The sequence below is a fragment of the Herbiconiux sp. A18JL235 genome (assembly GCF_040939305.1).
Lineage (GTDB): Bacteria > Actinomycetota > Actinomycetes > Actinomycetales > Microbacteriaceae > Herbiconiux.
In genome coordinates, this window is sequence record NZ_CP162511.1 from 2,418,046 (window position 1) to 2,431,142 (window position 13,097).

General features: G+C 69.4%; 11 protein-coding genes and 1 pseudogene. 4 read left to right on the forward strand and 8 right to left on the reverse strand.

Features of this window, described 5'->3' with window-relative positions:
- Positions 1-15: 15 nt before the first annotated feature.
- Complete coding sequence (locus tag ABFY20_RS11320) at positions 16-3,429, reverse strand: pyruvate carboxylase (protein WP_368496358.1); 3,414 nt, start codon at positions 3,427-3,429, stop codon at positions 16-18.
- A 75-nt stretch (positions 3,430-3,504) separates the two neighbouring features.
- Between ABFY20_RS11320 and ABFY20_RS11325 the strand changes: the two genes are divergently transcribed.
- Positions 3,505-4,314, forward strand: a complete 810-nt coding sequence (locus tag ABFY20_RS11325; RefSeq protein WP_171704575.1) for a ParA family protein — start codon at positions 3,505-3,507, stop codon at positions 4,312-4,314.
- A gap of 471 nt (positions 4,315-4,785) precedes the next feature.
- On the opposite strand, the gene ABFY20_RS11330 is transcribed toward ABFY20_RS11325, so the two are convergent.
- From ABFY20_RS11330 to ABFY20_RS11340, 3 genes are all read right to left on the reverse strand, one after another.
- The gene (locus tag ABFY20_RS11330) at positions 4,786-5,334 is read right to left on the reverse strand and encodes a MerR family transcriptional regulator (protein ID WP_171704574.1); all 549 of its coding nucleotides are present in this window, start codon (positions 5,332-5,334) and stop codon (positions 4,786-4,788) included.
- Between the two features lie 118 nt (positions 5,335-5,452).
- Entirely contained in the window at positions 5,453-6,151 is a 699-nt protein-coding gene (locus ABFY20_RS11335; protein ID WP_368496359.1) for a MerR family transcriptional regulator, read from the reverse strand.
- Positions 6,151-6,636 carry an FHA domain-containing protein gene (locus ABFY20_RS11340; RefSeq protein ID WP_368496360.1) on the reverse strand — a complete coding sequence of 162 codons (486 nt, stop codon included), beginning with the start codon at positions 6,634-6,636 and terminating at the stop codon, positions 6,151-6,153. The genes ABFY20_RS11335 and ABFY20_RS11340 overlap by 1 nt, the downstream gene beginning before the upstream one ends.
- 100 nt (positions 6,637-6,736) lie before the next feature.
- Here ABFY20_RS11340 and ABFY20_RS11345 point away from each other — a divergent pair, with 100 nt between their 5' ends.
- Positions 6,737-7,567, forward strand: a complete 831-nt coding sequence (locus ABFY20_RS11345) for a DUF1295 domain-containing protein (RefSeq protein WP_368496361.1) — start codon at positions 6,737-6,739, stop codon at positions 7,565-7,567.
- On the opposite strand, the gene ABFY20_RS11350 is transcribed toward ABFY20_RS11345, so the two are convergent.
- Together ABFY20_RS11350 and ABFY20_RS11355 are read right to left on the reverse strand one after the other, a co-directional pair.
- A complete protein-coding gene (locus ABFY20_RS11350) occupies positions 7,560-8,390 on the reverse strand; it encodes an aldo/keto reductase (protein ID WP_368496362.1) in 831 nt (276 codons plus the stop codon). The genes ABFY20_RS11345 and ABFY20_RS11350 overlap by 8 nt on opposite strands.
- A gap of 9 nt (positions 8,391-8,399) precedes the next feature.
- Entirely contained in the window at positions 8,400-8,852 is a 453-nt protein-coding gene (locus ABFY20_RS11355) for a pilus assembly protein CpaE (RefSeq protein ID WP_368496363.1), read from the reverse strand.
- Positions 8,853-8,992: 140 nt separating this feature from the next.
- On the opposite strand from ABFY20_RS11355, the gene ABFY20_RS11360 reads away from it, so the two are divergent.
- Positions 8,993-10,462: an FAD-dependent oxidoreductase gene (locus ABFY20_RS11360; protein ID WP_368496364.1), complete on the forward strand. Its 1,470-nt coding sequence runs from the start codon at positions 8,993-8,995 to the stop codon at positions 10,460-10,462.
- A gap of 22 nt (positions 10,463-10,484) precedes the next feature.
- Here ABFY20_RS11360 and ABFY20_RS11365 read toward each other — a convergent pair.
- Positions 10,485-11,075: pseudogene (locus ABFY20_RS11365) on the reverse strand (Pr6Pr family membrane protein); the annotation flags it as partial.
- Positions 11,076-11,165: 90 nt separating this feature from the next.
- Here ABFY20_RS11365 and ABFY20_RS11370 point away from each other — a divergent pair.
- Positions 11,166-12,191 (forward strand): alpha/beta fold hydrolase, encoded by a 1,026-nt coding sequence (locus ABFY20_RS11370; RefSeq protein WP_368496365.1) that lies wholly within the window; start codon positions 11,166-11,168, stop codon positions 12,189-12,191.
- Here ABFY20_RS11370 and ppk2 read toward each other — a convergent pair.
- Positions 12,143-13,033 carry a polyphosphate kinase 2 gene (ppk2, locus tag ABFY20_RS11375; protein WP_368499770.1) on the reverse strand — a complete coding sequence of 297 codons (891 nt, stop codon included), beginning with the start codon at positions 13,031-13,033 and terminating at the stop codon, positions 12,143-12,145. The two genes, ABFY20_RS11370 and ppk2, sit on opposite strands and share 49 nt — an antisense overlap.
- Positions 13,034-13,097: the final 64 nt, after the last annotated feature.

Below are 13,097 nucleotides of genomic sequence, written 5' to 3' on the forward strand. Positions count from 1 at the left end.
TTTCGGGGTGAGCGGTCAGGCGGAGGGCGCGACGACGACGATGAGGTCGCCTGCCTCCACCTGCTGGGTGGTGGGGATGGCGAGGCGCTGCACCACGCCGGCGACCGGGGTGGTGATGGCGGCTTCCATCTTCATGGCCTCGATGGTGGCGATCGGGTCGCCCGCGGCGACGGTCGCACCCTGCTCGACCTTGAGGGTGACGACCCCGGAGAACGGGGCGGGCACCTGGCCGGCCTGGTTGGGGTCGGCCTTCTCGGCGGTCTTGGTCTCGACCTTCACCTGGCGGTCGCGCACGTTCACGGGACGCAGCTGGCCGTTGAGCGTGGTCATGACGGTGCGCATGCCCTTCTCGTCGGCCTCGCCGATGGCCTCGAGGCCGACGAACAGGCGCACGCCCTTGTCGATCTCGACGACGTGCTCGACGCCGGGAGTGAGGCCGTACAGGTAGTCGACGGTGTCGACGACGCTGAGGTCGCCGAACAGCTCCCGCCGCTGCTCGAAGCTCGAAGTGGGCGCGGGGAACAGCAACCGGTTGAGGGTGCTGCGCCGCTCGGCGGAGCCTGCCTCGGGGGCGAGGGATGCAGCATCCGATTCGCTGATGGGGGTGACCGTGACGTTCACCGAGCGGCCCTCGAGGACTTTCGAACGGAACGGCTCCGGCCATCCGCCCGGCAACTCGCCGAGCTCGCCGGCCATGAAGCCGATGACCGAGTCGGGGATGTCGTAGTTGCCCGGGTTCTCGGCGAAGTCGGCGGGGTCGGCCTTCACTGCGGCGAGGTGCAGCGCGAGGTCGCCGACGACCTTAGACGAGGGGGTGACCTTCGGGATGCGGCCGAGGATCCGGTTCGCGGCGGCATAGAGGTCTTCGATGAGCTCGAAGTCGTCGGCGAGGCCGAGGGCGATCGCCTGCTGGCGCAGGTTCGACAGCTGCCCGCCCGGGATCTCGTGCTTGTACACGCGCCCGGTGGGGCCGGGCAGACCCGACTCGAACGGGCGGTACACCTGACGCACGGCCTCCCAGTAGGGCTCAAGGTCGCTCACGGCAGCGAGGCTGATGCCGGTGTCACGCTCGGTGTGGGCGAGGGCGGCGACCAGAGCGGATGCGCTTGGCTGGCTCGTCGTACCGGCCATGGGAGCCGCGGCCACGTCGACCGCGTCGGCCCCCGCCGCGCTCGCGGCGAGCAGGGTGGCGAGCTGGCCGCCGGCGGTGTCGTGCGTGTGCACGTGCACCGGCAGGTCGAAGCGCTCCCGCAGCGCAGAGACGAGCTTCGCCGCCGCCGCCGGGCGGAGGAGGCCGGCCATGTCCTTGACGGCGAGCACGTGTGCCCCCGCCTCGACGATCTGGTCGGCGAGCCGCAGGTAGTAGTCGAGGGTGTAGAGGTCTTCGGCGGGGTCGAGGAGGTCGCCGGTGTAGCAGACGGCGACCTCGGCGATCGTGGTGCCGGTGGCGAGCACCGACTCGATCGCCGGCCGCATCTGCGACACGTCGTTCAGGGCGTCGAAGATGCGGAAGATGTCGACACCGGTCGCCGTGGCCTCGCGCACGAACGCGTCGGTGACCTCGACCGGGTAGGGGGTGTAGCCGACGGTGTTGCGGCCGCGCAGCAGCATCTGGATCGCCACGTTCGGCAGCGCCTCGCGCAGCGCGGCGAGCCGCTCCCACGGGTCTTCGCCGAGGAACCGCAGCGCCACGTCGTAGGTGGCTCCACCCCACGCCTCCACGCTCAACAGCTCCGGCGTCATGCGCGCCACGTAGGGGGCGACGGCGACGAGGTCTTTGGTGCGCACGCGGGTCGCGAGCAGCGACTGGTGGGCGTCGCGCATCGTGGTCTCGGTGACGGCCAGCGCGGTCTGGGCCCGCAGAGCATCCGCGAAGCCCGCAGGCCCCAGCTCGAGCAGGCGCTGACGCGAACCGTCGGGCGCGGGGGCCGACAGGTCGATCGAAGGCAGCTTCACCTCGGGGTCGGCACCGGGCGGGCGGGCCCCGTGAGGCTGGTTCACGGTGACGTCGGCGAGCCAGTTGAGGATCTTGCCGCCACGGTTCTTCGACCGGTGCCCGTCGAGCAGCTGCGGCCGCTCCTCGATGAAACTCGTCGACAGGTCGCCCGCGATGAAGTCGGGGTCGTCGAGCACGCCCTGGAGGAACGGGATGTTCGTCGACACACCACGGATGCGGAACTCGGCAAGCGCACGACGGGCACGACGCACCGCGGCCGGGAAGTCACGCCCGCGGCAGGTCATCTTCGCGAGCATCGAGTCGAAGTGCGGGGAGATCTGCGCCCCCACCGACACGGTGCCGCCGTCGAGACGCACGCCCGCACCGCCCGGCGAGCGGTACGCCGAGATCTTGCCTGTGTCGGGGCGGAAGCCCGCCGTCGGGTCTTCGGTCGTGATGCGGCACTGCAGCGCGGCGCCGTGCAGCACGATGCCCTCCTGCGTGAGACCCAGCTCGGCGAACGTCGTGCCCGACGCGATGAGCATCTGCGACTGCACGAGGTCGACGTCGGTGACCTCCTCGGTCACGGTGTGCTCGACCTGGATGCGCGGGTTCATCTCGATGAACACGTGCTGGCCCGCTCGCTCCCCCACCGTGTCGACGAGGAACTCCACGGTTCCCGCGTTCACGTAGGAGATGGACTTGGCGAACTTGATGGCGTCGGCGTGGAGGGCGGTGCGCAGCTCGTCGGAGATGTTCGGCGCCGGAGCGATCTCGACCACCTTCTGGTTGCGGCGCTGCACAGAGCAGTCGCGCTCGTAGAGGTGGAAGGTCTCGCCGTCGCCGTCGGCGAGGATCTGCACCTCGATGTGACGCGGGCGCAGCACGGCCTGCTCGAGGAACATCGTGGGGTCGCCGAACGCGCTGTCGGCCTCTCGCATGGCCGCCTCGAGGGCGGGGCGGAGCTCCTCGCGTGTCTCGACCCGGCGCATCCCTCGACCACCACCACCGGCGACAGCCTTCGCGAACACCGGGAAGCCGATCTCGTCGGCGGCCAGCAGCAGCACCTCGATGTCGGTCGTCGCGGGCGACGACTTCAGCACCGGCACGCCCGCAGCGATCGCGTGCTCCTTCGCCGTGACCTTGTTGCCCGCCATCTCGAGCACGTGCTCGCCCGGCCCGATGAACGTGATGCCGTTCTCCGCAGCCGCCTTCGCGAGCTCGGGGTTCTCGGAGAGGAAGCCGTAGCCCGGGTAGATGGCATCGGCGCCACTCTCCAGAGCAACCCGGATGATCTCCGACACGTCGAGGTAGGCACGCACCGGATGCCCCACCTCGCCGATCTGGTAGGCCTCGTCGGCCTTCAACCGGTGCATCGAATTGCGGTCTTCGTAAGGGAACACCGCGACCGTCTTCGCACCCAGCTCGTACGCTGCGCGGAATGCACGGATCGCGATCTCGCCGCGGTTGGCTACCAGGATCTTCTTGAACATCGAGACCTTTCAGGCACATGCGCGCACAGCGAACAGTTAGGTACTCATACCCTAGTGAAGGTAACGTATTCGATTGTGCATGTACTCAGCGTCTCGTCCCTCAAGGGTGGTGTGGGCAAGACCACAGTGACGCTAGGCCTCGCAAGCGCCGCGTTCGCGAAGGGCCTGCGTACTCTCGTCGTCGACCTCGACCCCCAGTCCGACGTGTCGACCGGCATGGACATCCGTGTCGCCGGTCACCTCAACGTCGCCGATGTGCTCGCCTCTCCGAAGGAGAAGATCGTGCGGGCCGCGATCGCCCCCTCGGGGTGGACGAAAGACCGCGGCGGCAAGATCGACGTGCTCATCGGCAGCCCGTCGGCGCTGAACTTCGACGGGCCTCACCCGTCGATCCGCGACATCTGGAAGCTCGAAGAGGCTCTCGCCACCGTCGAGAACGAGTACGACCTCGTGCTCATCGACTGCGCGCCCTCGCTCAATGCGCTCACCCGCACCGCGTGGGCAGCATCCGACCGTGTCTCCGTCGTCACCGAGCCCGGCCTGTTCTCGGTCGCCGCCGCCGACCGGGCGCTGCGCGCGATCGAGGAGATCCGGCGGGGTCTCTCCCCTCGCCTCCAGCCGCTCGGCATCATCGTCAACCGCGTGCGCTCCCAGTCGCTCGAGCACCAGTTCCGCATCAAGGAGCTCCGCGACATGTTCGGGCCCCTCGTGCTCTCCCCCCAGCTCCCCGAGCGCACCTCCCTCCAGCAGGCCCAGGGCGCGGCCAAGCCGCTGCACGTCTGGCCCGGCGAAGGCGCCCAGGAGATGGCCCGCAACTTCGACCTGCTCCTCGAGCGCGTGATGCGAACGGGGCGCGTGGGGGAATACGCGGAGCTGAAGGCGTAGCGCCTCGCGGTGGCGAATCACTCGCACGCTGAAACTCTTGAGCGATTTGCTCGCGCGGTGCGCCGCGTCAGCGAGCTACTCGCACACCGAATCGCGTGAGCGGGTTACTCGCGCACTGAGTCGCGTCGACGAGTTACGCGCACACTGAGCCGCGTTGACGGGTTACTCGCACAACGAATCGCCTGAGCGAGTTATTCGCACACTGAACCGCGTTGACGAGTTACGCGCACACTGAGCCGCGTTGACGGGTTACTCGCGGGCTGGATCGCGCTGTGCTGGCTGCCGGCGGGGCCGTGCTGCGCGCGGCTCCGCCGGGGCGCGCCGCCGCTTCTGCGGCGCGCTGCGACGTGTGAGCACGCGGTCGCTTCGCGGCCACGCACTCACCTTGGGTCGTTGACAAAGGCCTCTTGCGTCGTGCCCGCGCCACAAGCTACCCCGGGCGCGAGACCCAACGGCGGCGAGCGGACGACTCTACGAGATCTTGCGAGCAGCGCGCCGCGCGGCAAGCTCGTCGGCCGGATCGGCCACAGCCGGATCGAGGTCGACGAGGGAGTTCTCGACTTCGCGCAGGACTTTGCCGACGGCGATGCCGAAGACGCCCTGGCCACGGCTGACGAGGTCGATGACCTCGTCGTTGGAGGTGCAGAGGTAGACGCTGGCGCCGTCGCTCATGAGGGTGGTCTGGGCGAGGTCGTTGATGCCGGCCTCGCGGAGCTGGTTGATGGCGGTGCGGATCTGCTGGAGGGAGATGCCGGTGTCGAGCAGCCGCTTCACGAGCTTCAGTACGAGGATGTCGCGGAACCCGTAGAGCCGCTGCGACCCGGAGCCCGCCGCGCCGCGCACGGTGGGTTCGACGAGCGCAGTGCGCGCCCAGTAGTCGAGCTGCCGGTAGGTGATGCCGGCCGCGCGGGCCGCCACGGCCCCGCGGTAGCCCTCGGCGTTGTCGAGGTCGGGCAGACCGTCGGTGAACAGGAGACCGAGGTCGTAGCGAGAATCGTCGTTCTTGCTCAGCTCGCTCATCAGGGCCTTCCCTCTCCATGGCACGGCCGTGCGGCGCGTTCACCCCACGCTATCGAGGCGAGCACCCGGGGGCAACGACATCCCGCACTCGCGTGCGGCGTGTCGCGCTCGATGCCCGTCACGGAGCGATCCGGCCGAGGGCCGACCTGATGAGGCTCGACCGCACGATCTCGAGCTGACCGGCGATCTCGAGCGCCAGTTCGGCGACCTTCGCGCGGCTCGACGGGTCGCGGCGCTTGGCCACGGGCATGAGGGCGCTCTCGATGAGCCCGAGCTCGCGTTCGGTGGCTTGCTTGAACCCGCGCAGGTGCCGCGGCTCGATTCCCGAGCGCTGCAGTTCGACGAGCGCCTTCATGACGTTGAGCGCGTCTTCGCCGTAGCTCTCGGCGGGGCTCAGCACCTGAGCCGAGAAGGCGTCTTGCACGAGCATCGGGGTGGCTCCCGCTTCGCGGGTGAGCTCTTCGCGGCTGAGGCGGCGGCCGGTCTGCAGGATCGACGACCCGCCCGGCAGCACCGCTCCCGGCATCGGCGGGTTGAGACCGGCGTCGACGTCGGCGAGGTAGTCCTTGATGACGGCGAGCGGCAGGTAGCAGTCGCGCTGCAGCCCGAGGATGAGCCTCAGCCGGCTGAGGTCGTTCTGCGAGAACTTGCGGTACCCGGAGGGGGTGCGGGCAGGATGCACGAGGCCGCGTTCCTCGAGGAATCGCAGTTTCGAGGGGGTGAGGTCGGGGAACTCGGTCGTGAGCTTCGCGAGCACCTGCCCGATGCCGAGCAGATGACCCGACGGCGCTGAAGACGACTGTGCGGCGCCCGGCACTAGTGGCCCGCGGCGCTCACCACGTCGATACGTGATGGGTAGAACGTGAGGCGGAACTTGCCGATCTGCACTTCGGCTCCGTCGTCGAGGAGCGCCTCTTCGACCCTGACACCGCCCACGTAGGTGCCGTTCAGCGAACCCAGGTCGCGCACGACGAAGGAGTGGCCGTGCCGAGCGAACTCGGCATGACGCCGCGAGACGGTGACGTCGTCGAGGAAGATGTCGGCGTTCGGGTGCCGGCCCACCGTGGTGACGGCGGTGTCGAGGAGGAACCGGGCACCGGCGTTGGGGCCGCGGCGCACGATGAGCAGGGCGGAACCCGACGGCAGTGCGGCGATCGACTCGAGCTCCTCGGAGCTGACACCGCCCTCGAGTGCCGCGAGCTGCGCGGCGAACTCACCCGTGAGCGAGAGTGTGGTGTCTCCGGTGGGCGGGTTGACAGGGATGATCCTGGTTCTGTCGTCTTCGCTGTTACTCGTCGTCATCCCTCATGCCCTCCTTGCTCCCCCCAGCGTAGTGGATGGCGGGCACCGCCAGACCCGCGAATTCCCTCCCGGTTCGCCGGGCGCCACCTAAGATGTGCCCATGGCTCCGCTCATCGCCTCGCTCTGGGTTCTCGCCGGGTCGTGCGCCCTGGTCTGGGTGCTGTCGCTGGTCACCAGGGAGTACTCCTGGGTCGACCGCCTCTGGTCGGTGATTCCGGTGATCTACCTCTGGATCTTCGCGGGCGCGGCGGGTTTCAGCGACCTCCGTCTGAACCTCATGGCCGTGGTCGTCACGCTCTGGGGCGCCCGGCTCACCTTCAACTTCGCCCGCAAGGGAGGTTACGCGCGCGGCGGGGAGGACTACCGCTGGGCGGTGCTGCGAGGGCGGATGTCACGGGCGCAGTTCCAGGTGTTCAACCTGCTCTTCATCTCCGTGTACCAGAGCATCATCCTGTTCCTCATCGCGATGCCGGCGTTCACCGCGTTCCAGCACCGGGCGACACCGTTCGGCGCCCTCGACGCGGTGCTGCTGGGGCTCTTCGTGGCGTTCCTGGTGGGCGAGACCATCGCCGATCAGCAGCAGTGGGCGTTCCACGAGGGCAAACGGGCGGATGCGCGGGCCGGCCGGGAGTCGAACCCCCGCTTCCTGCAGACGGGCTTGTTCCGCTTCTCGCGCCACCCGAACTTCTTCTTCGAACAGGCGCAGTGGTGGGTGCTCTTCGTGATCGGCGCCGTCTCGGCGGGCTCACTGCTGCAGTGGACGGTGGCGGGGCCGGTGCTCCTCACCGCCCTCTTCATCGGTTCGACGATGTTCACCGAGAGCATCACCTCGTCGAAGTACCCCGAGTACGCCGACTACCGCCGGCGCACCTCGGCGCTCGTGCCGTGGTTCCCGCGGTCACGGGAACCACGGACCGCCGAGGTCAGTTGACCTTCAGCGGGTGGCTGCCGCCCCGGCCGTCTTCGCCCCGGTCGAGGCCGGCGATGGTGGCGATCTCGCTCTGGCTCAGCTCGAAGTCGAACACGTCGAAGTTCTCGACCATGCGGTCTTTGTTGTTGCTCTTCGGAATGACGATGTTGCCGATCTGCAGGTGCCAGCGCAGGATCGTCTGGGGCACGGTCTTTCCGTGGGCCGCGGCGATGCCGGCGAGCTCCTCCGACTGATTGATCTTGCCCTGGCCGAGCGGGCCCCAGGCTTCGATGGCGATGCCCTGCTCGGCGGCGTAGGCGCGCAGCTCGGTCTGCTGGAAGTCGACGTGCAGCTCGACCTGGTTGACCGCGGGCACGATCTGCGTCTCGGAGACGAGGTGCTCGAGGTGGTCGATGGTGAAGTTCGACACGCCGATCGCCTTCGCCCGGCCCGACTCGAGGATCGACTCGAGGGAACGCCAGGCATCGAGATAGCTGTCGCGCTCGGGGGCCGGCCAATGGATGAGATAGAGGTCGACGTAGTCGAGCTGGAGTCGGGCGAGGCTCTTCTCGAAGGCCTCGAGAGCATTGGACTGCTGGTCGTTCCAGAGCTTGGTCGTGATGAAGAGCTCGTCGCGGTCGAGCGATGACTCCTTCACCGCATGGCCGACACCTTCTTCGTTGTGGTAGATCGCCGCGGTGTCGAGATGCCGATAGCCGACGTCGAGGGCGTCGCGCACCACGCGGCCGGTCTTGTCGGGGTCGACCTTGAAGACCCCGAAGCCGAGCTGGGGGATGTCGATGCCGTTGTTGAGGGTGACGAGGGGCACGGAGCTGTCTGTCATGCCCCCAGCCTATTCCGCGGGCCCGACATCGCTACCGGGCTCGGCGACCAGGCTCTGCACGATGAGATCGAGGAGCGCCTCGCCGTAGGCGTCGGCAGCACTCTCCGCCTCGTAAACCCGTCTGGTGCCGCGCACCGTGGCCGTGACGAGGAACCGCGGGGGGTCGTCGCCGCGATCGATCTCGAGGCTGTGGAAGCCGTCGCGGAGGAGTTCGCGCAGCTGGTCTTCCCGCGGCAGCCACAGCGTATCGGCGAGCGCGACGGAGTCGAGCGCCCACTCGGTGGTGCCGTTGAAGCCGATGAGCGTCCCTGTGGGGTACTCGTGCACGTCGACGGTCATCTCGCTGACGGTGTACACCTCACCGTCGCCCTCCGCCGACTCCACGACGAAGCCGTCCTGCGAACGCGGGTGCCAGCGCAGCCCGGCGGTGCGGAGCGCCCTGGCCAGCTCGATCGAGATCATCTGCCCATCATTCCAGCGCCGGGCGCACTCGTCGCAGCGAATCCCCCGAGCGTTGGATAACGTGGAGACACTCCACATCGCGGGGAGCATCCGGCACCGCGCGAGGAGCACGAGGCGAGAACGGCAGCACGGCAGTGGACATGGAACGGCGCACCTTCCTGGCGGGAGCGCTCTCGGCTGCGACCCTCGCCACACTTTCCGCGTGCGTTCCCGAGCAGCCCCTGCCCACCCCGAGCATCACACCGACGGTGGGGCCCCTCTCCCCCGTTCCCGCCCCGGCGGCGTATCTGCGCAGCGCCTGGGCCGACGACCCGTTCTCGCTCGGCTCGTTCAGCATGACTCCCGTCGGTGCCGACCCCGGCGACCGCGCCACGCTCCGCGAGCCGGTGCGGGGCAGGGTGTTCTTCGCCGGAGAGGCGACCTCGACGGAGTTCCCCGGCACGGTCGTCGGTGCCGCGCGCTCGGGAGAGGCCGCCGCGGCATCGGTGGTGGCCGTCGGCGATCCTGGCGAACGGATCGCCGTGATCGGCGCGGGCCTCGCGGGTGCGACAGCCGCCCGCGACCTCACCGCCGCTGGTTTCGACGTCGTGGTTGTCGAGGCCCGTGACCGCATCGGCGGTCGCATCGACACCCGAGACGAGACGGGCTGGCCGTTCCCCGTGGAACTCGGCGCCGCATCCGTCACCGGCACGGGTCTCGACGAGCTGCTCACCGCCTCCGACGTCGACACCCTCACCCTCGACGCCAGCGCGGAGCTGCGCACGGAGGACGGCACGGTCGTCGCACCGTCGACCGTCGGCCCGGATGCGGTGGCCACCGCAGTCGCCTGGGCGAAGGCTCAGGAGACCGACACCTCGCTGGCCTCCGCCCTCGCTGAGTCGGGTGCCCTCGCCTCGGTGTCGCCCACGACGACGCCCGGCGCCGGCCCCGACGGCGGAGGACCGCTAGCTCCCGACGAGGCCCTGACGCAGTATCTCGACACGACCATCGCCAGCCGGTACGGCGCCGGTCCGTTCGCGCTCTCGGCCTCCTACGGTCTCGACAAGCCGGGTCTCGTCGACGGCACCGGTCTCGTGGTGGGAGGTCTCGGCACCCTGGTGAACGAGTGCCTGAAGGGGCTCGACGTGCTGCTGTCGAGCACGGTCATCCGCATCGGCTACGACGACGACGGCGCGAGCCTCCGCCTCGGCACCGGCGAGTCGCTCTCGGTCGACCGGGTCGTGGTGACGGTGCCGCTCGGTGTGCTGCAGGCCGAGACCATCGAGTTCGCACCGGTGCTGCCCGAGGCGAGCGGAACGGCGATCGCGCGGCTCGGCATGGGGAGGCTCGAGCAGCTCTGGCTGCGCTTCGACGAGCCGTTCTGGTCGACGGAGGCCACCGTGCTCTCGGTCGTCGACGACACCTCGGTGATCGCCGAGTGGATCAACCTGCTGCCCTCCACCGGACAGGCGATCCTCATCGGCCTCACCGCAGCCGATGACGTCTCAGTCACCTCGAAGCTCGGCGACTCCGAGTTCGTCGAGGCGGCGCTGGCCACTCTGGGGCCTTTCGTCGACGAGACGATCGGTGCCACGCCGACACCGGCCACCACCCCCACCGCGGTGCCCTGACGGGCTGCAGCCGCGAGAGCGCGACGAGCGCGGCCATGATCCCCGAGAACAGGGCGAGGGCGATGCCGCAGTAGAGCCCGAACTCCCCCGGCCCGCTCACCTGGTCGGGGTCGAGGAAGAAGTAGGGGTACCAGCGCACGAGCCTGCCGCGGATGAGCGTGAAGACCCCCCACACCACGGGGAAGCAGAGCACGATCGCGGCAGTGCGCCAGCGCAGGCGCACGCGACCCACGCCGACGACCCAGTCGACGATGAGATAGGCGGGGATGACGAAGTGCAGCACCTGGCTCGACCAGGGCACCTCGATGCGGTACTGATGGCTGCCCGCCTGCGACACGATGAGGGCGAACACGATGCCCGAGACGATCACGTAGGTGGTGATGATCGCCCGAAAACTCACCAGGAGGCGCCCCACGACGTGACCGCGCAGCAGCAACACCCCTGAGGTGCCGAGCACCACGACGTTGGCGAGGTTGCTCTGAAAGGTGAAGTAGCTGAAGTAGTTCTCGGCCGAGAAGGTGCTGAAGCCGAGCACGTAGTCGAAGTCGAAGACGAGCGCTGTGGCCCCGAGGGCAGCGACCAGCAGGCGCGCCACCCCGAACACTCGTCGCACCCGCGTTCCGCTCCTCGTCGTCGTCCGTCTACGCTATCTCGTCGCCGGAGCACCCCGATCCGGCGACGGGGGCGGCTCCGAAGACCCTGCATGACCCGGCGTGCATCACCCGGTGCGCCTTCGCGCGTACCGGCCGACGTCGACGGCGCGCCCGAGCGGGAACCTTACGCCCCTTACGGCCTCACCGCCGACTCCACGGCGCTCGGGTTCGAGACCCGCGTGTCGATCACCCGCGTCGGGCCGGTGTCGGCCCGGCTGCACCGGACCCCCTCACCCGACGGCGACGGCGACGGCGACGGCACGGAGCATCGGGTGGTGACGCTCCTCCTCCACGGCGCCGCGGGCTCCTGGACGACGTGGACCCCCCTCCTCGCCGAGCTCGACCGGCGCGACGCCGCGATCTCCGACGTCGTGGCGCTCGACCTGCCGGGGTGGGGCGACAGCACCGCATTCCACCCCGACGCAGGGATCGACGACGTCGCCGGCGCCACCGTCGACCTGATGCGCTCGCTCGGCTACTCGAGCTGGCACGTCGTCGGTCACTCGCTGGGTGCCTTCATCGCCCTCCATCTCGCCGCCACCGAGCCCGAGGCGACGGCCTCCGCCTCCCTCGTCTCCCCCGCCACCTTCACCGTGGCCGAGGTGGCACGCCGGCCGCTGCGCGCCGCCGGCCGCAGCCCCGCCTTCGCCGGACTGCTCACGGTGATGCGCGCCTTCGCCCCCTTCGGGCGCGCCGCATCGCGCGTGCTCTCGTCGCTCCGGCGTGCTCGTCTGCTGGGCCCCGTCGTCGCTCCGCTGTTCGCGCACCCCCGGCTCGTCCCCGACTCGGTCGTCGCTGCGCTCGCGGACGAGGTGCGACCGGCTGCCTTCGTGCGGGCTGCCCGCATCGCCGCCGCCTACGACCTCGAGGACTCGTGGTCGCGCATCCGCTGCCCGGTGCGATCGGTGCGGGGAGCCGCCGACGTGTTCGCGGGAGAACACGACGACCGGATGCTCGCGCGGGTCGTGCGCGACGTCACGGTCACCGTGATCCCCTCGGCGGGGCACTTCGCCCACATCGAGGCACCTCAGGCGGTGGCGACCGCGCTGCTGCCGGCGTTCTCCCCGCGCTCGTAGACCGATTCCGCGGAGCCCACGACAAGCGGGTCCGGGGTGCCGACGATATCGTCGTCGCGCTCGGCGTAGGGGAAGCGGTGCAGCACGTGGCGCATGGCCTCGAGCCGTGCGCGCTTCTTGTCGTTGCTCTTCACCACCGTCCACGGCGCCTCGGGCGTATCGGTGGCTGAGAACATCGCCTCCTTCGCGACGGTGTACGAGTCCCACTTGTCGAGCGAGGCGATGTCCATCGGCGAGAGCTTCCACTGCCGCACCGGGTCGACCTGCCGGATGGCGAAGCGGGTGAGCTGCTCGCTCTTCGACACCGAGAACCAGAGCTTCACGACATCGGTGCCGTCTTGGACGAGCATCCGTTCGAAGGCCGGCGCCTGCAGCAGGAAGCGGGCGTACTGGTCGTCGGTGCAGAAGCCCATCACCCGCTCCACCCCCGAGCGGTTGTACCAGGAGCGATCGAAGAGCACGATCTCGCCGGCGGCGGGGAGGTGCGCCACGTAGCGCTGGAAGTACCACTCCGTACTCTCGCGCTCGGTGGGCTTCTCGAGGGCCACCACCCGGGCCCCGCGCGGGTTCAGGTGCTCGGTGAAGCGCTTGATGGTGCCGCCCTTGCCTGCGGCGTCGCGGCCCTCGAAGACGATGACCAGACGGCGGCCCTCCGCCTTGATCCAGTTCTGCAGCTTCAGCAGCTCGATCTGCAGCAGGCGTTTGGTGAGCTCGTACTCGTCGCGGTCGAGGCGGTGGCCGTAGGGGTAGCCCTCGCGCCAGGTGTCGACGATCTCCCCGTTGCGGTCGACCAGCACGGGGTCGTCGTCGTCGTCGGTGTCGACGACGACGTAGCCGAGCATGTCGTTCAGGTCGACCGGTGAGGTCTCGGGTTCGGCGGGCATCGGTTCTCCTCGTCGCGGGTGC

What these genes read in the sequence shown, in the direction of transcription:
- ABFY20_RS11320 (WP_368496358.1), bottom strand. Translation starts at nt 3,429, where the DNA reads ATGTTCAAGAAGATCCTGGTAGCCAACCGCGGCGAGATCGCGATCCGT.
- ABFY20_RS11330 (WP_171704574.1), bottom strand. Translation starts at nt 5,334, where the DNA reads ATGAGCGAGCTGAGCAAGAACGACGATTCTCGCTACGACCTCGGTCTC.
- ABFY20_RS11340 (WP_368496360.1), bottom strand. Translation starts at nt 6,636, where the DNA reads ATGACGACGAGTAACAGCGAAGACGACAGAACCAGGATCATCCCTGTC.
- ABFY20_RS11345 (WP_368496361.1), top strand. Translation starts at nt 6,737, where the DNA reads ATGGCTCCGCTCATCGCCTCGCTCTGGGTTCTCGCCGGGTCGTGCGCC.
- ABFY20_RS11350 (WP_368496362.1), bottom strand. Translation starts at nt 8,390, where the DNA reads ATGACAGACAGCTCCGTGCCCCTCGTCACCCTCAACAACGGCATCGAC.
- ABFY20_RS11355 (WP_368496363.1), bottom strand. Translation starts at nt 8,852, where the DNA reads ATGATCTCGATCGAGCTGGCCAGGGCGCTCCGCACCGCCGGGCTGCGC.
- ABFY20_RS11360 (WP_368496364.1), top strand. Translation starts at nt 8,993, where the DNA reads ATGGAACGGCGCACCTTCCTGGCGGGAGCGCTCTCGGCTGCGACCCTC.
- ABFY20_RS11370 (WP_368496365.1), top strand. Translation starts at nt 11,166, where the DNA reads ATGACCCGGCGTGCATCACCCGGTGCGCCTTCGCGCGTACCGGCCGAC.
- ppk2 (WP_368499770.1), bottom strand. Translation starts at nt 13,033, where the DNA reads ATGCTCGGCTACGTCGTCGTCGACACCGACGACGACGACGACCCCGTG.